An 18,634-nucleotide genomic window follows, 5' to 3' on the forward strand; every position below is an offset into this window, starting at 1 on the left:
TGGTGGCTTGATAGATGATCCGCATGCGTATGCCTTTTTCGTTACGAAGTGTTACGATTTCGGCTTGAAAAGGGAGGCCATGCCGCGATGGATCGGCCTGAGTATTTTGAACAAGACAGGCGCTCTGAACTTCAGCGAATTTTTAACGGCGAAATTGAGCCCGGCCAGAGAATGGCGCACTGATAGAGTGTTTGCCGAGGGATAGCCGGCCTTTTTCCACTCAGACAACATATGACACTGCCACTGGAAGTCGCCTGAGGGCATCAGGCTGGCAAGCTTTTGCAGCTTGAACTCCAGCATGGTGTAGTTGTGCGCCGCCTGATGCGCGCACATGATGTGCTGCGTGGTATATCCAGCATCCTGAGCCGCGTAGGCAATCAGCCGTTCGAGCGCGTGAGCCAATCCGCCGTCGAGATGATCCGGCTCAGCATTGAACTCTTCCCATTTCCATCTGTGTTCGAACAGCTTGCGCAGCGCTCGCGGCCGGAACCAAAACATGGTGCCGTAGGCAGCCACCGGCGTGCTCTCATCGAACTTGACGTTGATCTTCAACAGACGCGCGATTTCCTCAACCTTGGGTCTGTTGGCAAACCAGGAATGCCCCATGGTCGGATACGAGATATGAAAGATCGGCGGAATGGCCAACCCGACCGAAGGATTACTCTGAAACATATCCAACACGTTGTGCACGTAGCCACGGGTATTCAGTAGATTCTCGAGCATGTGCCGCTTGAACAGATTGCCTCTCGACGACTGCACTTGCGGCGACTTCTTTGTATGCAGACGGCAGACGAGGTCATAGCGATCATCGATGAGCAAATCGCGCAAGGAGATGAAAAGCGAAGACATGTCACGACCGCGATTCTTCTCGATAACACGGACGATGGTCTGCTTTATGCCAGGGCGCTTTGCCAAGGCGGCTTCAATCTCTGCCTTTTTTTCCGATGTATCCGTGGTGGCGATAAAATCATAAGAAACCGGGATATTCTCGGTCAGGGCCAGCATCTCGTCAAGCATGTCGGTGTAGTAGACATGGGCGCAGACCGCGACGTTGCCGTAGTCGGCGGCCGCCCCATCACCCTTCGCACGTTTATCCGGCAAGACGCTCATCAGCGCAGCGTTTGTGTTGAGATTCCTCAACTCGGAGCTGCGTAAAACATTCCGCCAAACCAAATTAAGGTCATAATCCGAGGTCTCTTGGAGAACACGCAAGGCACGAGGCAAATCAATACCTTCAGCATTCAAGAACACCGGATCATGAAAAAACGGACGCCGCTTCAGCAAAGGGAAGCGGCCGACGATCGTCTCATCAACATTAATAAATGCGGGATATCGCGATCCGTACTGAACTGGATCAACATAAGCTTCAGCTGTATAGCCGATGTCTGTAAAATGCTTGGTAAATCGCGACTCGTGAAGCAAAATGGCGTCGATGTACGTTTTGATTTCTGGGAGGTTCTCCCAGTATTTTTTGAAGGCGCCCGATTTCAACATTTCTTTTCGAACAGCAATAAAATTCGCGGTAAGATGACGGGGCAGATGACCTGCGCCGGTAAATGGGTTTGGCGTTATTTCCTGATGGGCTGCACTGCCCCAGAAATCGCAATCTCGGCTTTCCATTTCTAGAAACATTTCCGAGAACGGGAAAAGAGGCCCGTAGCAGGTGTCATTTAGCAGGATAAGTTCGTCATAATCGGAAAGACCATGAAAGCCAATAGCTTCAATACCGGTCTTATATCCCCATACATCAAAACCCTCATTCTTCCGAACTAGGAGCTGATCACATTTATCCCTTATTGCTATTTCTGAATATTTTGAAAGGTTTCCATTAGAGACGACAAAAATCCTTTCAACAAACTCGCGCAATTTTTCCAGTAAAAAAATGACATAGTCGTCCGCTATTCCACGTTCGTTATAGAAAGAAAATATGGCGACGCGACGCACCTGACGCTCCTGAATAGACGCTGAAACTCTATTGTCTGATGCCCGCATTGTCACGAAATGCGCTGTCCATAGTTACGCCGCGATTTCGGCTTGAAAAGGGAGGCCATGCCGCGATGGATCGGCCTGAGTATTTTGAACAAGACAGGCGCTCTGAACTTCAGCGAATTTTTAACGGCGAAATTGAGCCCGGCCAGAGAATGGCGCACTGATAGAGTGTTTGCCGAGGGATAGCCGGCCTTTTTCCACTCAGACAACATATGACACTGCCACTGGAAGTCGCCTGAGGGCATCAGGCTGGCAAGCTTTTGCAGCTTGAACTCCAGCATGGTGTAGTTGTGCGCCGCCTGATGCGCGCACATGATGTGCTGCGTGGTATATCCAGCATCCTGAGCCGCGTAGGCAATCAGCCGTTCGAGCGCGTGAGCCAATCCGCCGTCGAGATGATCCGGCTCAGCATTGAACTCTTCCCATTTCCATCTGTGTTCGAACAGCTTGCGCAGCGCTCGCGGCCGGAACCAAAACATGGTGCCGTAGGCAGCCACCGGCGTGCTCTCATCGAACTTGACGTTGATCTTCAACAGACGCGCGATTTCCTCAACCTTGGGTCTGTTGGCAAACCAGGAATGCCCCATGGTCGGATACGAGATATGAAAGATCGGCGGAATGGCCAACCCGACCGAAGGATTACTCTGAAACATATCCAACACGTTGTGCACGTAGCCACGGGTATTCAGTAGATTCTCGAGCATGTGCCGCTTGAACAGATTGCCTCTCGACGACTGCACTTGCGGCGACTTCTTTGTATGCAGACGGCAGACGAGGTCATAGCGATCATCGATGAGCAAATCGCGCAAGGAGATGAAAAGCGAAGACATGTCACGACCGCGATTCTTCTCGATAACACGGACGATGGTCTGCTTTATGCCAGGGCGCTTTGCCAAGGCGGCTTCAATCTCTGCCTTTTTTTCCGATGTATCCGTGGTGGCGATAAAATCATAAGAAACCGGGATATTCTCGGTCAGGGCCAGCATCTCGTCAAGCATGTCGGTGTAGTAGACATGGGCGCAGACCGCGACGTTGCCGTAGTCGGCGGCCGCCCCATCACCCTTCGCACGTTTATCCGGCAAGACGCTCATCAGCGCAGCGTTTGTGTTGAGATTCCTCAACTCGGAGCTGCGTAAAACATTCCGCCAAACCAAATTAAGGTCATAATCCGAGGTCTCTTGGAGAACACGCAAGGCACGAGGCAAATCAATGCCGTTCTGCTCCAAAAAAATTGGATCGTTGAAGAATAGCCTTCTCTTTAAAATTGGAGCTCTACCTGCAACAGCTTCATCAATTTCAATAAATACTGGATATTTCGATGTAAATGCACTTGATTCGATATATATCGAAGACTTGTACAAAAGATTTTCAAAAAACTCTGTAAAGCGAGTTTCGTGAATCACCACTGAATCCGTATAGTTTCTAATCGTCGGCATGCTTTCCCAATAGTTCCGGAAAGCATGCGAGATAAGCATAGCCCTTCTTACTGCAATAAAATGAGAATTTAGATGGCTAGGCAAGCTCCCTTGTCCTGCAAAAGGACTGGGCACCATTTCTTTGTGGCCGGAGATGCCCCAAAAATCACAGTCTCGGCTTTCCATTTCCGAAAACATTTCCGAGAACGGGAAAAGAGGCCCGTAGAATGTGTGATTCAGCAGAAGGATTTCGTCAAAGTCGCCGAGCTTGTCGTAACCTATAAACTTGAGTCCATCGCTGTAGGCACCAACGTCGAACCCCGTATTTTCACGGATGACAACTTCGTCGGCAGCAGACCTGGCTGACATTTCTGATGATTTTGAAAGGTTGCCATTGGAGACAAAGATAATCGTCTCTACGAAGGGCCTCAGCTTTCCCAGAAGGAAGAATATGTATTCATCAGCAAGACCATCTTCATCGTAAAAGAAGAAAATTGCCGCACGGCGCATCCCCATACCCTCGCAACCAAATCCATGTGGCATAAGGGACCACGTCTCCCGCTAAGGCTTTTAGCATACTTTCGTGTAACGATGCCGCAGTTCTAGCCAAGCCGTGAATCGATCCACTCTGAAAGTTTGCCGATACCGCGCTCTACGTCATATAACGGTCGCCATTCCAGTTCGCGCACCGTCCTGTCAATGTTGGCGACAGAGCAGCGCACATCACCGTTCCGGAACATGCCGTTGACGTGCGGCTCGGGTGCCCCATACCGCTTCGCGATGATTTTCGCCAGATCAAGGACCGTGGTCTTGGAGCCCGTGCCGACATCATAGGCGAGCGATTGCGACAGATTTGTTGTCGTGGCCTTGTCGATCGCCGAGGCGACATCGTCAATGAAGACAAAATCCCTTCCGATATCGCCATCTTCATAGATCGGGATGCTCTTGCCTTCCTTGGCCATCCTGATGAACAACGACACAATTCCCGTGTAGCTATTCGTCAAGGACTGGCCAGGGCCATATACGTTTTGAAGACGAAGCACGTTGACGGCCGTTCCGAATGACAGGGCCCAGGCCCGCAGTATCTGTTCCTGGGTTAGTTTGGTCGCCCCGTAGATACTGGTCGGATTCGGTGTCGTTTTTTCCGCATCCATTGGCAGAGGTTCAAGGCCCGGAAAATCCCACTCCGCGCGCTCAAGCTGCTGCTTCGATCTCTGACCCGGATAGGTTACGTGGCCGGTCCCCGTTGGACGCCATGCCCCTTCTCCGTAGACGGCGCGGCTTGACGCCAGGACAAAGCGCTCAGGAACATGCGATGCGGTGGCGAAAGCGTCCAACATGCGGGTTGTCCCAAGGACGTTCGCCATCGCGTGGCGAGAGGCCTCTGTTAGCGATTGTCCGGTGCCCGTTTCGGCCGCAAGATGCACGACGATTTCAGGCCGGGCGGTTTCCAACGCCTGCGTCCAGGTGGAAGCCTCGGTCACATCCGCAATCACGAGTTCAACCCGCGGATCAAGTTCGGCGGGACGCTTACGCACAGCGTGAATCTGTGGGTGCAGGATGTCCACTACGATTACACGACCGAAACGATTCGCCAATTTGGTGGACAGCGCACAGCCAATGAAACCGGCTCCGCCAGTCACTACACATGTTTTAGACATTCAGCATACCCGGTTATTGATATGGCTGTTCGTTACCATCGTCGATCTCATTTGAATAGACGCAGAGGGGCTCAGTTCCAGATGGGCTGGCTTTAAGTGTCACGCCCCCCGTCCGCGCCTGCAAAAAGCTGCAACGGTTCTCCAACCAGATGCCCAATTTGACGACTTGGCACACGAACCGCCCGAATAGGTTTGACATGCATTCCAAACGCCACAAATCGGCGGCGTCCATGGAATTGTTGAGGCGATCGACTGCTAGCCCGTTCGCCGCTAGAATTCCGGATTCTCGCGGCCCTCTAACGCCTCATATCCCCGCTACTATACCGTCCATAACACTGTTTCGAGACATCGGTTGTTGGTTGGCAGGTAAGGAGGAGCATTTTTGACAGGTCACTTTGGAATACAGGTTTCCCCTTCGGAAACGGATGATTTTTTTCGGACACTTCTAAGTAGCGAACTGGATCCGGTCTTTTGGCCCACGGATTTGCTGGATAGAACAAGCGCGTGGTTTGGGCACATACCCTTCGCCCACTGGGTCGTCGGGGCTGCGAAGCCACGCGTCTTGGTCGAGCTAGGAACACACGAGGGCGTTTCGTATTCCGCATTTTGCTCCGCGGTGGCGCGAATGCAGCTGGCGACTCGATGCTATGCAGTCGATACCTGGCAAGGAGATGAACAGGCAGGCTTCTACGAGGATAGCGTATTCCAGAAACTAAGTACTTATCACGACCCACTGTTCGGACGCTTTTCCAGCCTTCTGCGGACAACATTTGACGAAGCGCATAGCCATTTTTCCGACAATTCAATAGATATTCTCCATATTGATGGTTTTCATTCCTATGAAGCGGTAAGGCATGATTTCGAGACATGGCGAGACAAATTGTCAGACCACGCGGTCGTCTTGTTCCATGACACTAATGAATTCGGAGAAGGATTCGGCGTGCACCGTCTCTGGGCAGAACTTGAAAGCGAATATCCCAGCTTCGAATTCTTACATAGCCACGGCCTTGGAGTTTTATGTGTTGGCTCGGCGTCCCCTCAAGCCATTCTGAGTCTATGCAATCTTTCGGAACGCGACAGTGATCAGCTTCGCCAGCGTTTCGATCTCCTAGGAACGCGTTGGGCAGCCGGTTCTCAGAACACTAGGCTGGCATCCTTGCTGCAGCTGGAACATCAGGCTGGCATGCAACACCTTCATGAACGGGAGCGCTTGGCCGCCGAAGTCCATAACCTCGAAGAAGAGTTAAAGCAGGCTCGCCTAACCCACGAAGAAATTCTGGAGCAAACTCGCCTGGCCTACACGGAACTTTTGACGCAGGCTGGCCAAGCTCAACAGGGATTGCAGCAAGATGTGAGTCGGAAGCTTCAGGAAGCTGATGTCAAGATGAGAGAAACCGAACGCGCTCTCAGCGTGAAAATCGCGACGATCGAATCAGAAAAGAATGCTCTTCTTGAATCGACATCATGGCGATTGACGCGGCCGCTGAGAGCGATGAGGACGGCCACGTCGGCGTTATCGTTGAGCGGGTTTGCCAGAAGGTGCTGGACCACGCTTGGGAGGCGGCGGTGACAAGCTGAGATCCCGTGGGTCTTTTCGCGGTGTCCGTGTCAAGAAAGCCGGCGCACCACCTTCTCCGTCGACTGCCGCCAGTCCGGCGCGTTCCATCCGAACACGCCGGCGAATTTCGCGCTCGATAGCCGGGAGTTGGCGGGACGGCGCGCCTTGGTTGGGTAGTCCATCGTTGTGATATCCCCTACCCGCGCCCAAGGACCACCAGACTTCAGGCTTGTGTCGAGGATATGACGGGCAAAGCCGCTCCAGTTGGTCTCGCCGGTGCCGGCCAGATGATAGGTGCCGAACGCGGCGAAGTCCTTGTCGCGGTGCAGCATGGCGGCCGCATGCAGGATCGCGTCGGCGATATCAAGCGCCGACGTGGGATTTCCCCATTGATCGCCCACCACCGAAATCTCGTCGCGGTCGGCGGCGAGCCTCCGCATGGTTTTCACGAAATTCTTGCCGAACGGACTGTAGACCCACGCGGTGCGCAGGATCAGGTGGCGCGGATTGGCTGATGCCACCGCCTGCTCGCCGGCGAGCTTGGAGGTTCCGTAGACACCGAGCGGCGCCGTCGGGTCGGTTTCGACATAGGCATCGGCCTTGGTTCCGTCGAAGACATAGTCGGTCGAAAGATGGATGACCGGCACGCCCAGCCGCGCCGCGGCCTCCGCCACCTTGCCGGCACCGGTCGCGTTCACCGCAAAGGCCAGATCGGGTTCGTCCTCGGCCTGATCGACGGCGGTATAGGCGGCGGCCGACACGACGAGATCGGGCTTCGCAACCGCGATGACGTCGATGACGGTATCAGGTCTTGCCAGGTCGAGCTCCGGGCGACCGAGGGCGACGACCTCCACGCCCGCGCGCGCCTGGCCGGCCTCGAGCAGGCTCGCCGCGACCTGGCCGTCGCGTCCGGTGACGAGGAGCCTCACGCGCCCACCTTGCGTGCTTCGCCCAGCCTTTCGCCGGCATAACGCTGTTCGCGGATCGGCCCCCACCACCATTTGTTGTCGAGGAACCAGTCCACGGTCCTGGCAAGGCCGCTGTCGAAATTCTCCCTGGGCGTCCAGCCGAGCTCGCGGCTTATCTTGGAAGCATCGATGGCGTAGCGGCGGTCATGGCCGGGGCGATCGGTGACGAAGGAGATCAACTCGCGATAGCGCCTGCCGCCGGCGCGCGGACGCCTGGTGTCGAGCAGGTCGCAGATCGTCTCGACGACGGCTAGGTTGGTGCGTTCCGAATTGCCGCCGACATTGTAGCTCTCGCCCGGATGGCCTTTCGTGGCGACCAGTTCCAGGGCACGCGCGTGATCCTCGACGAACAGCCAGTCGCGCACATTGGCGCCGGCGCCGTAGACCGGCAGCGGCCTTTCGTCGAGCGCGTTGAGGATGACGAGCGGGATCAGCTTCTCGGGGAAATGATAGGGCCCGTAATTGTTCGAACAGTTGGAGAGTACGACCGGCAGGCCGTAGGTCTCGTGCCAGGCGCGCACCAGATGGTCCGAAGCCGCCTTCGAGGCGGAATAGGGCGAGGACGGCGCGTAGGGCGTCTCCTCGACGAACATGCCGCCGTCGAAGGGCAGATCGCCGAACACCTCGTCGGTGGAGACGTGATGGAAGCGGAAGCGGGCTTTCCTGTCGCCGGACAGGCCACGCCAGTATTCGAGCGCGGCATTGAGCATCTTGTAGGTGCCGACGATGTTGGTCTCGATGAAGGCGCCCGGTCCATCGATCGAGCGGTCGACATGGCTCTCGGCGGCGAGGTTCATGACGATGTCGATATCGTCGCGGCGCAGTATGTCGAGCACCGCCCTTTCGTCACAGATATCGGCCTGGGCGAAGCGGTAATTGTGGACATTCTCAATCGGCCGCAGCGAGGCCAGATTGCCCGCATAGGTCAGTTTGTCGAGGTTGGTCACCCGGTAGGCCGGATTGGCGCACAGATGCCGGCATACCGCCGAACCGATGAAGCCGGCACCGCCCGTCACCAGAAAATTCATCCCGCTGTCCTTATGCACAACACGCTCCATCAGGCGAACACCTCGGCCGCGGCCAACATAGGCGCCTTGAGGTCCTTGTCGGAAAGCTGGAACCCGCCGGCCAGCGACGGCCATTCTATGCCGATGGCAGGATCGTCGAAACGGATCGACCGGTCATGCTCGGGCGAATAGGTGTCGGTCACCTTGTACAGCACCTCGGTGTCGGGCACGAGTGTGACAAAGCCATGCGCGAAGCCCTTTGGCAGCAGGATCTGGTTGCCTTTTTCGGCCGACACTTCGAGGGCGACCCATTTTCCGAAGGTTTTCGAGGCGCGGCGGATGTCGACCGCGACGTCGAGAATACTGCCACGGATAACGCGCAGCAGCTTGTCCTGGGCGCGCGGCGCAAGCTGATAGTGAAGCCCGCGCAAGACGCCCGGGGCAGCGGAATACGAGTGATTGTCCTGCACGAAAGTCAAATCAATGCCGGCCTGCGAAAAGCGCTCGGCATTGTAGGTTTCCATAAAGAACCCGCGTGCGTCGCCATGGCGTTTCGGAACGATTTCAAGCACCCCATCGATGCCCAGGGATCTCACCTCCAGCATCTCTAGCCCTCCGAAAGATCGACGACACGCCGGCGCAGATAGGCGGCGTATTCGTTCTTGCCCAGGCGGGCCGCGCGCTCCAGCACCATGTCCGCCGTCAGCCAACCCTGTTCGAAGGCGATTTCCTCCGGGCACGCGACCTTGATGCCCTGGCGATGTTCGATCGTGCGCACGAAGGAAGAGGCTTCGTGCAGGCTGTCATGGGTGCCGGTGTCGAGCCAGGCATAGCCGCGTCCCAGCCGATGAACATGGAGCTGGCCGCGCTCGAGATAGACGTTGTTGACCGCCGTGATCTCGATCTCGCCACGCGGCGAAGGGCGGATGGTCGGGGCGATGTCGACGACATCATTGTCGTAGAAATAGAGACCCGTGACGGCCCAGTTGGACTTCGGTGTTTGTGGCTTTTCCTCGATCGTCAGCGCGGTTCCGGTCGCCTTGTCGAAAGAGACCACGCCATAGCGCTCGGGATCCTCGACATGGTAGGCGAACACCGAAGCGCCCCTCTGGCGCGATGCCGCGGCGCGGCAAAGCTGCGACAGCCCGTCGCCAAAATAGATGTTGTCGCCCAGGATCATCGACACGCTGTCCTTGCCGATGAAATCGCGGCCGATGATGAAGGCTTCCGCGAGGCCATTGGGCTGCGGCTGCTCGGCGTAGGACAGTGCCAGCCCAAAATCCGATCCGTCGCCGAGTAAACCACGGAAAGCGGGCAGATCACGAGGCGTCGAAATGATCAGAATCTCTCGTATTCCCGCGAGCATCAACACGCTCAGCGGATAATAGATCATCGGCTTGTCGTAAATGGGAAGAATTTGCTTAGAGACCGCTAATGTTAGCGGATAAAGACGTGTTCCACTGCCTCCAGCAAGGATAATTCCTTTCAAAAAGCTCTCCTTGACATGCCAAAGCCCCCCGGGCCCTGAGTGCCTGTGCTTAGGTTTCATGCATTGGCTTGTCAATGCGGCACACGACAAATGCATCGACATGTTGAATACCGCCCATCGACGGGCACCTCCCGCTTCGGCCGAACCCGTCTGATCCCATCCTGGCAAAGGTCGAGACCCTGATTACCGATCGCACTTTCGGCTTTATCGAGGACGGGGCTTAGGGCACATGTATCAACACCTAGGCCACAGCCATGATCACATATGCCTGGATTTTGGCGGCAACTTCGCCGTTGCCATGTCTGTCTGCAATGGCGGATGCCGCGTAGTCGGTCGCGGCGTCCAGTTTTCCAGCGTCCCTGGCCTCGATTTCGCTGCGAAGAACGGTGCCTTGGCAATAAGCGACGGCCGGAAGGCGCGGCGAGGATGCGCGGCTTTGTTCGGCTCTCGTCTCGATCGCGACATCGGAGAAACCCGCGTCCTCCAGCTCGCGGCGGATCAGCACCTTGTCGTGGTAGCCGTGCGGCGTGCGTGCCAGGAAGCGCGGCGGATCGTCTGGGAAAATCCTCGCCAGCGCATTGGTCACGTCATCGGCGAACACATTCTCCTCGATGCGATCCCATACGTTGAACAAGAACCGTCCTCCCGGCTTCAGTACCCGCCTGGCTTCGCGGTAGGCGGAGGTGCGGTTTGGAAAGAACATCGCACCGAACTGACAACAGACGAGATCGAACGCCGCATCCTCGAACGGCAGCGCCATCGCATCCGCCTGGCGCCATTCGATGCGGCTGTCGGGTGTCTGCCGCGAAGCGGCGTAGTCGAGCATCGGCTGGTTCAGGTCGGTCACGACATAGCTTGCGTCCGGGGATAGTCTTGGTGCCAATGCGCGGGTGACGACCCCGGTGCCCGCAGCGATTTCCAGGACCGCGCCTGGCGACAGCGCCGCGGCTCGTTGCGCGATATCCACGGCGAACGGCTCGAAAATCAAGGGCACCATGTAGCGGTCGTAGTTTTCCGGAATCGAGCCCGCGAACACCTTGTCCGTTTCCAACATGGCAATCCCCACCATCCGATGACTTTGGAGACTAGCACATTTTTTTGGTCCCTGGTCCTTTTCGACCGAAGGCCGGCCTCTACGCGGCCAGGAGCGCGTTCATCGCGCCCGCCCAAAATAACCCTGGTACCACTCGACGAACCGCCCTACCCCCTCCGTGACGGAGGTGCGGGGGCGGTAGCCGACCGCCGCTTGCAGCGCCGAAGTATCGGCGAAGGTGTCGGGCACGTCGCCGGCCTGCAGCGGCAGGAGCTCGATGACGGCCTTGCAGCCGAGCGCATTTTCCAGCGCCTCGACATAGGCGGTCAGTTTCACCGGGTTGCTATTGCCGATGTTGAAGATGCGCCAGGGCGCGCTGCTGGTCGCCGGATCCGGATGGCCGGAGTCCCAGGCCGGGTTGGCCGCGGCAGGGCTGTCGCTGGCGCGAATCACGCCCTCGGCGATGTCCTCGACATAGGTGAAGTCGCGCGTGTGATTGCCGTTGTTGAACAGCTTGATCGGCTCGCCGGCCAGGATGTTCCTGGTGAACAGGAACAGAGCCATATCAGGTCGCCCCCAGGGACCGTAAACGGTGAAGAAACGCAGCCCCGTGGTGGGCAGGCCGAACAGATGGCTGTAGCTGTGCGCCATCAGTTCGTTGGCGCGCTTGGTGGCGGCGTAGAACTGCAAGGGATGGTCGGCCGGGCGATGCTCGGAAAACGGCATGTCGGTGTTGGCGCCATAGACACTGGAGGTGCTGGCATAGGTCAGGTGCCCGACACGGCTGCTGCGGCAGGCCTCGAGCATGTTGGTGAAAGCAACGATGTTGCTCTCGACATAGGCGCGCGGGTTTTCCAGGCTGTAGCGGACGCCTGCCTGGGCGGCGAGATGGATCACCCGGTCGAAGGCGTGTTCGGCAAAGCAGCCATCAACCACGCTATGGTCGGCGAGATTGCCGTGGATGAAATGATAGCCTGCATTGGTGCCGCGGCTCGCCTCGGCCAGGAGCCGCAGCCGCGCCTGCTTGATCTCAGGGTCGTAGTAATCGTTGATGCTGTCGATGCCGACAACCTCGTCACCGCGCTCCAGGAGCCGTCTGGCGACATGATACCCTATGAAGCCGGCAGCGCCGGTGACCAGAACTTTCATCACAAAGGCCCGTCCGTAACATGCCTGGTGACCAGGCCCGAGCTGACCGCAGGCCAAGCTCCGGCCCGGAGTGATCCGGGCCGGATGATCTCAAATCAGGAGCGCTTCAGCAATGACCAGACGGCGGGCACGAGGCTGGCCGCGAGAGCGACCTTGATCAGGTCGCCGACGATGAACGGCACGACGCCGAATTGCCAGGATTTTTCCGGACCGATGAGCAGCGCCAGCCAGGCGAAACCCATCGCCATCATCATCACTTCGGCAACCAGCATGGCGTTGAAAAGCTTGATCGGATGACGGTCCCAGCCGCGGTCGGCGGCCCAGCCGACAATCGCGGCCATGACCACGAAGCCGGCGAGATAGCCGCCGGTCGAGCCGAGCATATAGGCGATGCCTATGCCTTTTTCCGGCGTGCCCTGGAAGACCGGGAAGCCCATCGCGCCTTCCGCCATATAAAGCAGCAGGGTGGCGACGCCGAGCCGCATGCCGAAGGCGGCGGCGATCAGGAAGACGGCGAGCGTCTGCATCGAGATGTCGACAGGCCCGAGCACTACCTTGGTCTTGGCCGAAAGTGTCAACAGCAGCGTCCCGGCAATCGCCAGGACAAACTGCGTTGCCAGTCGCGCGGCACCTTCTTGCGGCAAGGCCAGAAAAACAAGCGGGCGGGTCGTCGTGGCGGTTGTCATGGTCTTCCCCATTCAATCTCGCCGCGAACCAACAATCGCGGCCTTGCGTTTTTCTATATTTGCTTGCGTGCTATGCGGCAATCGGTTTTGCCGTTCTTGGAATAATGTGGCGACATGGCCCTCAAATTCGATACCAGCTTCGACCCCGCTTATGGCCAAGGCGTAAGCGTGGCCCCAGACGTGCAACGCGTCACGGCTGGGAATCCCAGTCCCTTCACCTTTCATGGCACCAACAGCTATGTCGTGGGCCGCGACACGCTGGCGGTGATCGATCCCGGGCCGGATGACGAGGCGCATCTTCAGACCTTGCTCGACGTGATCGCCGGCCGGCCGGTCAGCCACATTTTCGTCAGCCACACGCATCGCGACCATTCCCCGCTGGCGGCCCGGCTGAAGGAGCGCACCGGCGCCCAGGTGCTGGCGGAAGGACCGCACCGGCCGGCGAGGCCCTTGCATATCGGCGAAACCAATCCGCTCGACGCCAGCGCCGACACCGCTTTCGTTCCCGACATCGCGTTGCCGGACAGTGAACTGGTCAGCGGCGATGGCTGGGCGATCCGGACAGTCCTGACGCCCGGCCACACGGCCAATCACGCGGCATTCGCGCTGGAAGGCACCGGCATCCTGTTTTCAGCCGATCATGTCATGGGCTGGGCAACATCCATCGTCGCGCCGCCGGACGGGGCAATGGCCGATTACATGGCATCGCTGGACCGGCTGATCGAGCGCGGCGATCGCCTGCTGCTGCCTGGCCATGGTGGACCGGTGGCTGCGCCGCGCGCTTTCATGCGCGGGCTGAAGACGCATCGCAAGATGCGCGAACGAGCCATACTGGAACGGATCAGAGCTGGTGACAGGACCATTCTCGCCATGGTCAACGCGATCTACAGGGATACCGATCCCCGGCTGCACGGCGCCGCCGGCCTGTCGGTGCTTGCCCATCTGGAGGACCTGGTGGGACGCGGCGTGGTGGCGACGGACACTGCCCCCGCCATAGATGGCGTTTTCACGCCGGGCCGATAGGCCTGCCCGCCCACGGTGTTCACCCGACCATCGTCGCCGGCGCGCAATTCGCCCGAAAAATGGCTATTGGGCCGGCGCCGCGCCGACCTGGCCGGCGACTTCCTGGTCCAGTTCCGCCAGGAAATCGGTGATGCGCGCGGCATTGTCGCCAAGATCGTGGCGGCCGTAACGCGAGGCAGATCGCATATCAACGATGACCGTGTCGCCGTCATCCCTCACGCGAATGGCGACGTCCGCAGGAAGGCCAAGAACGAAGCTCGAGGCGATGGCGGTAATGGTCACCTCTGTCTGCCCGGCGAGTTCGGGATAAGGCTCCGAAAGGTCCCAGCCGCGCCGGTCGAGCACCGTTTCAACGGCATTGACGACGGTCTCGAATGGCAGGTCATAGCTGCGTGCGGTGACCAATGGATAGCTGTCGGTCTGCAACGTCTGCTCACCCGGCGTCGGCGGGGACAGCACGTTCATGTCCCTGGTCCGGTCACCGACATCGAGCGCGGGCGGTTCATCGAAATCGGTCGAGATGTCGCGCAGCGGCGGATAGATCGTCGCCCAGTAGGCGGCAACGCCGTAGGGGGTGAGCACCAGCAGTGCCAGCAAGGCGCCGACGGTGAGATCACGGCCACCACGGTCACCAAAATTCCACAGCCTTGCAAAGGCCAGGCCGGCAAACAGCAGCGCGAGCGCCGCCAGCAGGGCGACAATGCCCAGCACCCACAGGAACACCGGCGTTTGGACGAGGCCGAAGCGATGGCCGACAAAGTTCGTCAGCAAAAGCACCATCGAAAAGGCGCCCGTGCGCCGCGACCAGCCGGCAGCCTTCGACGTTTGCCGTTCGGGAATGCTAACCATTATGCTCTGCGCTGCCCCAACCCGGATGGAGGTTTAGTGCCTTTTTGCGGCGGCTTGAAGCCGAAACACGCAACATCCCCTCAATCCGTCGGCAAGCGATAGTCCCTGAACTGCTGACGCAAGGTGATCTTCTGGATCTTGCCGGTGGCGGTGTGCGGTATCTCGCCGACGAAGGCGACGTCGTCCGGCATCCACCATTTGGCCACCTTGCCATCCATGAAATCGAGAATCTCGGCCTTGGTCGGTTGCTTGCCAGGTTTGGCGACGACGACCAGCAAGGGCCGCTCGCCCCATTTCGAATGCTGGACGCCGATCGCCGCCGCTTCCGCCACATCGGGATGGCCGACAGCCAGATTTTCCAGGTCGATGGTCGAAATCCATTCGCCGCCGGACTTGATGACGTCCTTCGCGCGATCGGTGATCTGCATGTAACCGCCGGCGTCGATATGAGCGACGTCTCCGGTATCGAACCAGCCATCCTCATCGAACTGCTCCGCGCCCACACCGCCATAATAGGCGCGGGCGACGGCCGGGCCGCGTACCTTGAGCCTGCCAAACGTCTTGCCGTCCCACGGCTGCGCGTTGTCATCGTCATCGGTCACCTTCATTTCGACGCCGAAGGGCGGGTAACCCTGCTTGCCCTGGACGTCGAGCCTCGCCTCGCCGTCCAGGCTTGCATAGTCCGGCTTCAATGTGCACAGCGTGCCGAGCGGCGACATTTCGGTCATACCCCAGGCGTGGATGACCTGGACACCGTACTTGTCCTGGAATTTCGCCATGATCGCGCGCGGGCACGACGAGCCGCCGATCACGACCTTGTTGAGATGGGGAAGCGCCTTGCCGGTCTCTTCCAGATATTGCAGCAGCATCATCCACACGGTCGGCACGGCGGCGCTGAATGTCACCTTCTCCTGATCGAGCAACTCATAGATCGAGGCGCCATCCATTTTGCAGCCAGGCATGACCAGCTTGGCGCCGGTCATCGGCCCGCTCTGGCCAAGGCCCCAGGCATTGGCGTGGAACATCGGCACCACCGGCAGGATCGTGTCGCGCGCCGACAGGCCCATGGCGTCGGGCATGGCAGCGATCATGGCGTGCAGCACGTTCGAGCGATGGCTGTAGACGACGCCCTTTGGGTCACCCGTCGTGCCGGACGTATAGCACATGCCGGCCGCGGTGCCTTCATGAAAGGTCTTCCAGGCGAAGTCGCCATCAACCTCGTCAAGCCAGTCCTCGTAGGCAACGACACCGGGCAGGGTCGTTTGCGGCATGTGCGCCTTGTCGGTGAGCACGATCACCTTCTTCAGCGATTGGACGGCACCCGCGATCTTCTCGAGCAACGGGATGAAGGTAAGGTCGACGAAGACGGCCTTGTCCTCGGCGTGGTTCATGATCCAGACGATCTGTTCAGGAAACAGGCGCGGATTGAGGGTATGGTAGATAGCACCGATGCCCATGATGCCGTACCAGGCCTCGATGTGGCGGGCGGTGTTCCAGGCCAGTGTCGCGATGCGGTCGCCCAACGCAAAACCGTCGCGCTCCAAGCGCTGGGCGACCTTGAGCGAACGACGATGGATGTCGGCGTAGGTGGTGCGCACGATCGGTCCCTCGATCGAACGCGACACGATCTCGCGCACACCATGCTGCCTTTCAGCGTTGTCGATCAGCTTGTGGCACAGTAGCGGCCATTCCTGCATTAATCCCAGCATGCCGTTCCCTCCCTCACGCTTTTCACGTCGCGCTTTTGATCGCATTGTGAAGCGAACCGGCGAATTGTCCAGCCACCTGCGGGCGCAGCGGACGAAAGTCGGAGTTCGACCTGTATTTGGCAAACGATTGAATCCGGACGCTTTTTGATTTCGTTTGGCGGGCCTTGCTGCCATTCGAGTGACAGGGCTTCAAATCCATTACGTCGACGCAAACTCTCGTGATCGGACCAACCGCAAAAACGTGTCATAATCCGGCCATCGTCGGTGTTAAGGTTCGTTAACGGGCAAAGGGGTGCGATTGGCGACTGAGAGAGGTTCGCATGGACGCGCTCGACGATAAGGTTCTCGAGAGTACGCTTGCCGAAAGCCTGGCCGATCTGGTGCCGGACGAAAAGACTGTTTCCGAAGACGAGTTCGTAGAAGTTGTCGGCGGCGCGCTGGAAGCGGTCGGCGGCACGCTGCTGTTCAAGATGTGCGTCCAGAACGAAGGGGAAGGCCAGCATGTCGCGGCGGCATCCGTCGGCGATGGCGGCAATCGCCAGTTCCTGCTGCTCACCTTGCCAACCGGCGGCGGGGCGCTGAAAGTCGAGACCATTTCCAGAAGCAGCAATCCGGTGGCGGGCATCGCGGCCGCCTATGCCGGGCTGATGGACGCCTTCAAAACCGCCGCCTGAATTTCCGCGGCCACGGGAAGGCAATCTTCGCGCCACGCACGAGCGCATGGCGTCTGTTTTGTTTGTGACTACGGGTCTTGCGCAATCCGGCCGTCCACCACACTTAAGGTCGGGGCAAGGAGGAACCAGCATGGACAAGATCGCCAACCCGGCACCCGGCTTCCAGCGCAATCCCGACAGGATCATCACGATAGAGCCCTATTCCGGCACCGTCACGGTCCGCGCCGGCGATACCGTCATCGCGTCATCCGCGAAGGCGAAGGTGCTGACGGAGGCCCCCTACCCCGCCGCCTTCTACATTCCGTTCACCGACATCGATTTCGACAAGCTCAGCCGAACGGACCACGCGACCCACTGCCCCTATAAGGGTGACGCCAGCTATTGGAGCGTGCTGCCGGCGGGCGAAGCGGGCAAGGACGCGATGTGGGCCTACCGGCAGCCGTTCGACGAGATGACCGAGATTCGCGATCACGGCGCGTTCTATGCCAGCAAGGTCACCATCGAAGCCAAGCCGGACTGAACGCTTCGGCCCGACGCACTTAAGGGTGCATTGAGATTCAGATCAGGCCCAGCCGTTAGAGCGGTTCGGCGGTTCTATCAAACACTGAACCGCCCTATTCAGTGGTGCCGTGATCGCCCGTCCCATCGGCGTCGTCGAGCCGCACGAAGGTCATGCCCTTGTCCTTGAGTGCCAGCAGGCCCTGCACCACGCCCTCGCCGGCGGCGTGGGTCGGCTGGTTGATGTGCGAGATAATGACGTCGCCATCCTTGGCAGCGGCGATACGCCTGGCGGTCTCCTTGGCGCCGAGTAGCGAGCCGCCGTCGCCATTGATCGAGAAGCCAGCAATCTTGAAGCCCAGCTTGCGGATCATCGCGATGGCCGAGGGGCTGTATTCGGCGGTTGCGCCACGGAACCATTTCGGCGCCGGCTCGCCGGTCGTGGCAAGAGCCGCGGCCCCTGATTCGACCTCGGCGAGCACAGCCTCCGGGCTGCCGGCGCTGCTTATGCCATAGATCTTCCGTGGCGTGTCGACCGCTGGAACATGGCGGCCGCCGTGATTTTCCAGTTCGAACAGGTCGGGATGCGCCCGCATGATCGCGACGGCCTCGGTGTTGCGCTTCAGCCAGATGCCGGTGACGAAAATGGTGGCCGGTATCTTGTTGTCCACCAGCGCCGAGAGAATGCGTGTATCGGTCTTGCCGCCGCAGGCATCGAGCGTGAGCGCAACGCGGCCGGTTCCGATTGCAGCCGGCTTGATGTGCAGCGTGGGTTCGACCAGCGGCGCGGCATGGGCACCGGAGATCAGCGCCACCGACATGGTGATCGTGCAGAGATGTTTTTGCAGCAGACGCATCAAACCAAATTCCCGACCGGCGACTTCAAGCCGCCATCCCAAAACCCGCATGAAGGCGGAAATCGGACG

17 protein-coding genes are annotated in these 18,634 nt (G+C 58.9%); 4 read left to right on the forward strand and 13 right to left on the reverse strand.

The genetic code is table 11. The features are described 5' to 3' along the window. Window positions 1–51 precede the first annotated feature (51 nt). From FJ960_RS26365 to FJ960_RS26375, 3 genes are read right to left on the reverse strand one after another with little or no spacing between them, the layout of a single operon-like run. Window positions 52–1,944 carry a rhamnan synthesis F family protein gene (locus tag FJ960_RS26365; RefSeq protein ID WP_140717946.1) on the reverse strand — a complete coding sequence of 631 codons (1,893 nt, stop codon included), beginning with the start codon at window positions 1,942–1,944 and terminating at the stop codon, window positions 52–54. A 50-nt stretch (window positions 1,945–1,994) separates the two neighbouring features. After that, window positions 1,995–3,947, reverse strand: a complete 1,953-nt coding sequence (locus FJ960_RS26370) for a rhamnan synthesis F family protein (RefSeq protein WP_246672964.1) — start codon at window positions 3,945–3,947, stop codon at window positions 1,995–1,997. A gap of 59 nt (window positions 3,948–4,006) precedes the next feature. Continuing rightward, on the reverse strand, window positions 4,007–5,065 hold the full coding sequence (locus FJ960_RS26375) for an NAD-dependent epimerase/dehydratase family protein (RefSeq protein ID WP_140717950.1): 1,059 nt from the start codon (window positions 5,063–5,065) through the stop codon (window positions 4,007–4,009). A 562-nt stretch (window positions 5,066–5,627) separates the two neighbouring features. Here FJ960_RS26375 and FJ960_RS26380 point away from each other — a divergent pair. Continuing rightward, window positions 5,628–6,635, forward strand: a complete 1,008-nt coding sequence (locus tag FJ960_RS26380; protein WP_281406155.1) for a class I SAM-dependent methyltransferase — start codon at window positions 5,628–5,630, stop codon at window positions 6,633–6,635. Window positions 6,636–6,673: 38 nt separating this feature from the next. Here FJ960_RS26380 and rfbD read toward each other — a convergent pair whose 3' ends face one another. The 7 genes from rfbD to FJ960_RS26415 all read right to left on the reverse strand — a co-directional run bounded on the left by rfbD (window position 6,674) and on the right by FJ960_RS26415 (window position 12,955). After that, window positions 6,674–7,552: a dTDP-4-dehydrorhamnose reductase gene (gene rfbD, locus FJ960_RS26385; protein ID WP_140717952.1), complete on the reverse strand. Its 879-nt coding sequence runs from the start codon at window positions 7,550–7,552 to the stop codon at window positions 6,674–6,676. Then, complete coding sequence (gene rfbB, locus FJ960_RS26390; protein ID WP_027145914.1) at window positions 7,549–8,619, reverse strand: dTDP-glucose 4,6-dehydratase; 1,071 nt, start codon at window positions 8,617–8,619, stop codon at window positions 7,549–7,551. The genes rfbD and rfbB overlap by 4 nt, the downstream gene beginning before the upstream one ends. A gap of 29 nt (window positions 8,620–8,648) precedes the next feature. After that, window positions 8,649–9,203 carry a dTDP-4-dehydrorhamnose 3,5-epimerase gene (gene rfbC, locus FJ960_RS26395; protein WP_140717954.1) on the reverse strand — a complete coding sequence of 185 codons (555 nt, stop codon included), beginning with the start codon at window positions 9,201–9,203 and terminating at the stop codon, window positions 8,649–8,651. A gap of 2 nt (window positions 9,204–9,205) precedes the next feature. Next, entirely contained in the window at window positions 9,206–10,087 is an 882-nt protein-coding gene (gene rfbA, locus FJ960_RS26400; RefSeq protein ID WP_140717955.1) for a glucose-1-phosphate thymidylyltransferase RfbA, read from the reverse strand. A gap of 241 nt (window positions 10,088–10,328) precedes the next feature. After that, window positions 10,329–11,141: a class I SAM-dependent methyltransferase gene (locus FJ960_RS26405; protein WP_140718034.1), complete on the reverse strand. Its 813-nt coding sequence runs from the start codon at window positions 11,139–11,141 to the stop codon at window positions 10,329–10,331. A gap of 99 nt (window positions 11,142–11,240) precedes the next feature. After that, window positions 11,241–12,269, reverse strand: a complete 1,029-nt coding sequence (locus FJ960_RS26410; RefSeq protein WP_140718036.1) for an NAD-dependent epimerase — start codon at window positions 12,267–12,269, stop codon at window positions 11,241–11,243. Window positions 12,270–12,364: 95 nt separating this feature from the next. Further along, window positions 12,365–12,955: a biotin transporter BioY gene (locus FJ960_RS26415; protein ID WP_140717957.1), complete on the reverse strand. Its 591-nt coding sequence runs from the start codon at window positions 12,953–12,955 to the stop codon at window positions 12,365–12,367. A gap of 114 nt (window positions 12,956–13,069) precedes the next feature. On the opposite strand from FJ960_RS26415, the gene FJ960_RS26420 reads away from it, so the two are divergent. After that, entirely contained in the window at window positions 13,070–13,978 is a 909-nt protein-coding gene (locus FJ960_RS26420) for an MBL fold metallo-hydrolase (protein ID WP_140717959.1), read from the forward strand. A 63-nt stretch (window positions 13,979–14,041) separates the two neighbouring features. On the opposite strand, the gene FJ960_RS26425 is transcribed toward FJ960_RS26420, so the two are convergent. Both FJ960_RS26425 and FJ960_RS26430 read right to left on the reverse strand, forming a co-directional pair. Further along, a complete protein-coding gene (locus tag FJ960_RS26425) occupies window positions 14,042–14,827 on the reverse strand; it encodes a DUF1499 domain-containing protein (protein WP_140717961.1) in 786 nt (261 codons plus the stop codon). An 80-nt stretch (window positions 14,828–14,907) separates the two neighbouring features. Continuing rightward, window positions 14,908–16,536, reverse strand: coding sequence for a fatty-acid--CoA ligase (locus tag FJ960_RS26430; RefSeq protein WP_140717963.1), 1,629 nt, complete (start codon window positions 16,534–16,536; stop codon window positions 14,908–14,910). A 320-nt stretch (window positions 16,537–16,856) separates the two neighbouring features. Between FJ960_RS26430 and FJ960_RS26435 the strand changes: the two genes are divergently transcribed. Together FJ960_RS26435 and FJ960_RS26440 are read left to right on the forward strand one after the other, a co-directional pair. Then, window positions 16,857–17,210 carry a hypothetical protein gene (locus FJ960_RS26435; protein ID WP_140510466.1) on the forward strand — a complete coding sequence of 118 codons (354 nt, stop codon included), beginning with the start codon at window positions 16,857–16,859 and terminating at the stop codon, window positions 17,208–17,210. A 130-nt stretch (window positions 17,211–17,340) separates the two neighbouring features. Then, window positions 17,341–17,730, forward strand: coding sequence for a DUF427 domain-containing protein (locus tag FJ960_RS26440; RefSeq protein WP_140717965.1), 390 nt, complete (start codon window positions 17,341–17,343; stop codon window positions 17,728–17,730). Between the two features lie 94 nt (window positions 17,731–17,824). On the opposite strand, the gene FJ960_RS26445 is transcribed toward FJ960_RS26440, so the two are convergent. Then, window positions 17,825–18,565, reverse strand: a complete 741-nt coding sequence (locus FJ960_RS26445) for a polysaccharide deacetylase family protein (protein ID WP_140717967.1) — start codon at window positions 18,563–18,565, stop codon at window positions 17,825–17,827. Window positions 18,566–18,634 lie beyond the last annotated feature (69 nt).

Origin of the sequence: Mesorhizobium sp. B2-3-11 (assembly GCF_006442215.1) — a bacterium.
GTDB classification, from domain to species: Bacteria; Pseudomonadota; Alphaproteobacteria; order Rhizobiales; family Rhizobiaceae; genus Mesorhizobium; species Mesorhizobium salmacidum.

What these genes read in the sequence shown, in the direction of transcription:
- FJ960_RS26370 (WP_246672964.1), bottom strand. Translation starts at nt 3,947, where the DNA reads ATGCCACATGGATTTGGTTGCGAGGGTATGGGGATGCGCCGTGCGGCA.
- FJ960_RS26375 (WP_140717950.1), bottom strand. Translation starts at nt 5,065, where the DNA reads ATGTCTAAAACATGTGTAGTGACTGGCGGAGCCGGTTTCATTGGCTGT.
- rfbB (WP_027145914.1), bottom strand. Translation starts at nt 8,619, where the DNA reads ATGAATTTTCTGGTGACGGGCGGTGCCGGCTTCATCGGTTCGGCGGTA.
- rfbC (WP_140717954.1), bottom strand. Translation starts at nt 9,203, where the DNA reads ATGCTGGAGGTGAGATCCCTGGGCATCGATGGGGTGCTTGAAATCGTT.
- FJ960_RS26405 (WP_140718034.1), bottom strand. Translation starts at nt 11,141, where the DNA reads ATGTTGGAAACGGACAAGGTGTTCGCGGGCTCGATTCCGGAAAACTAC.
- FJ960_RS26410 (WP_140718036.1), bottom strand. Translation starts at nt 12,269, where the DNA reads ATGAAAGTTCTGGTCACCGGCGCTGCCGGCTTCATAGGGTATCATGTC.
- FJ960_RS26415 (WP_140717957.1), bottom strand. Translation starts at nt 12,955, where the DNA reads ATGACAACCGCCACGACGACCCGCCCGCTTGTTTTTCTGGCCTTGCCG.
- FJ960_RS26420 (WP_140717959.1), top strand. Translation starts at nt 13,070, where the DNA reads ATGGCCCTCAAATTCGATACCAGCTTCGACCCCGCTTATGGCCAAGGC.
- FJ960_RS26425 (WP_140717961.1), bottom strand. Translation starts at nt 14,827, where the DNA reads ATGGTTAGCATTCCCGAACGGCAAACGTCGAAGGCTGCCGGCTGGTCG.
- FJ960_RS26430 (WP_140717963.1), bottom strand. Translation starts at nt 16,536, where the DNA reads ATGCTGGGATTAATGCAGGAATGGCCGCTACTGTGCCACAAGCTGATC.
- FJ960_RS26435 (WP_140510466.1), top strand. Translation starts at nt 16,857, where the DNA reads ATGGACGCGCTCGACGATAAGGTTCTCGAGAGTACGCTTGCCGAAAGC.
- FJ960_RS26440 (WP_140717965.1), top strand. Translation starts at nt 17,341, where the DNA reads ATGGACAAGATCGCCAACCCGGCACCCGGCTTCCAGCGCAATCCCGAC.
- FJ960_RS26445 (WP_140717967.1), bottom strand. Translation starts at nt 18,565, where the DNA reads ATGCGTCTGCTGCAAAAACATCTCTGCACGATCACCATGTCGGTGGCG.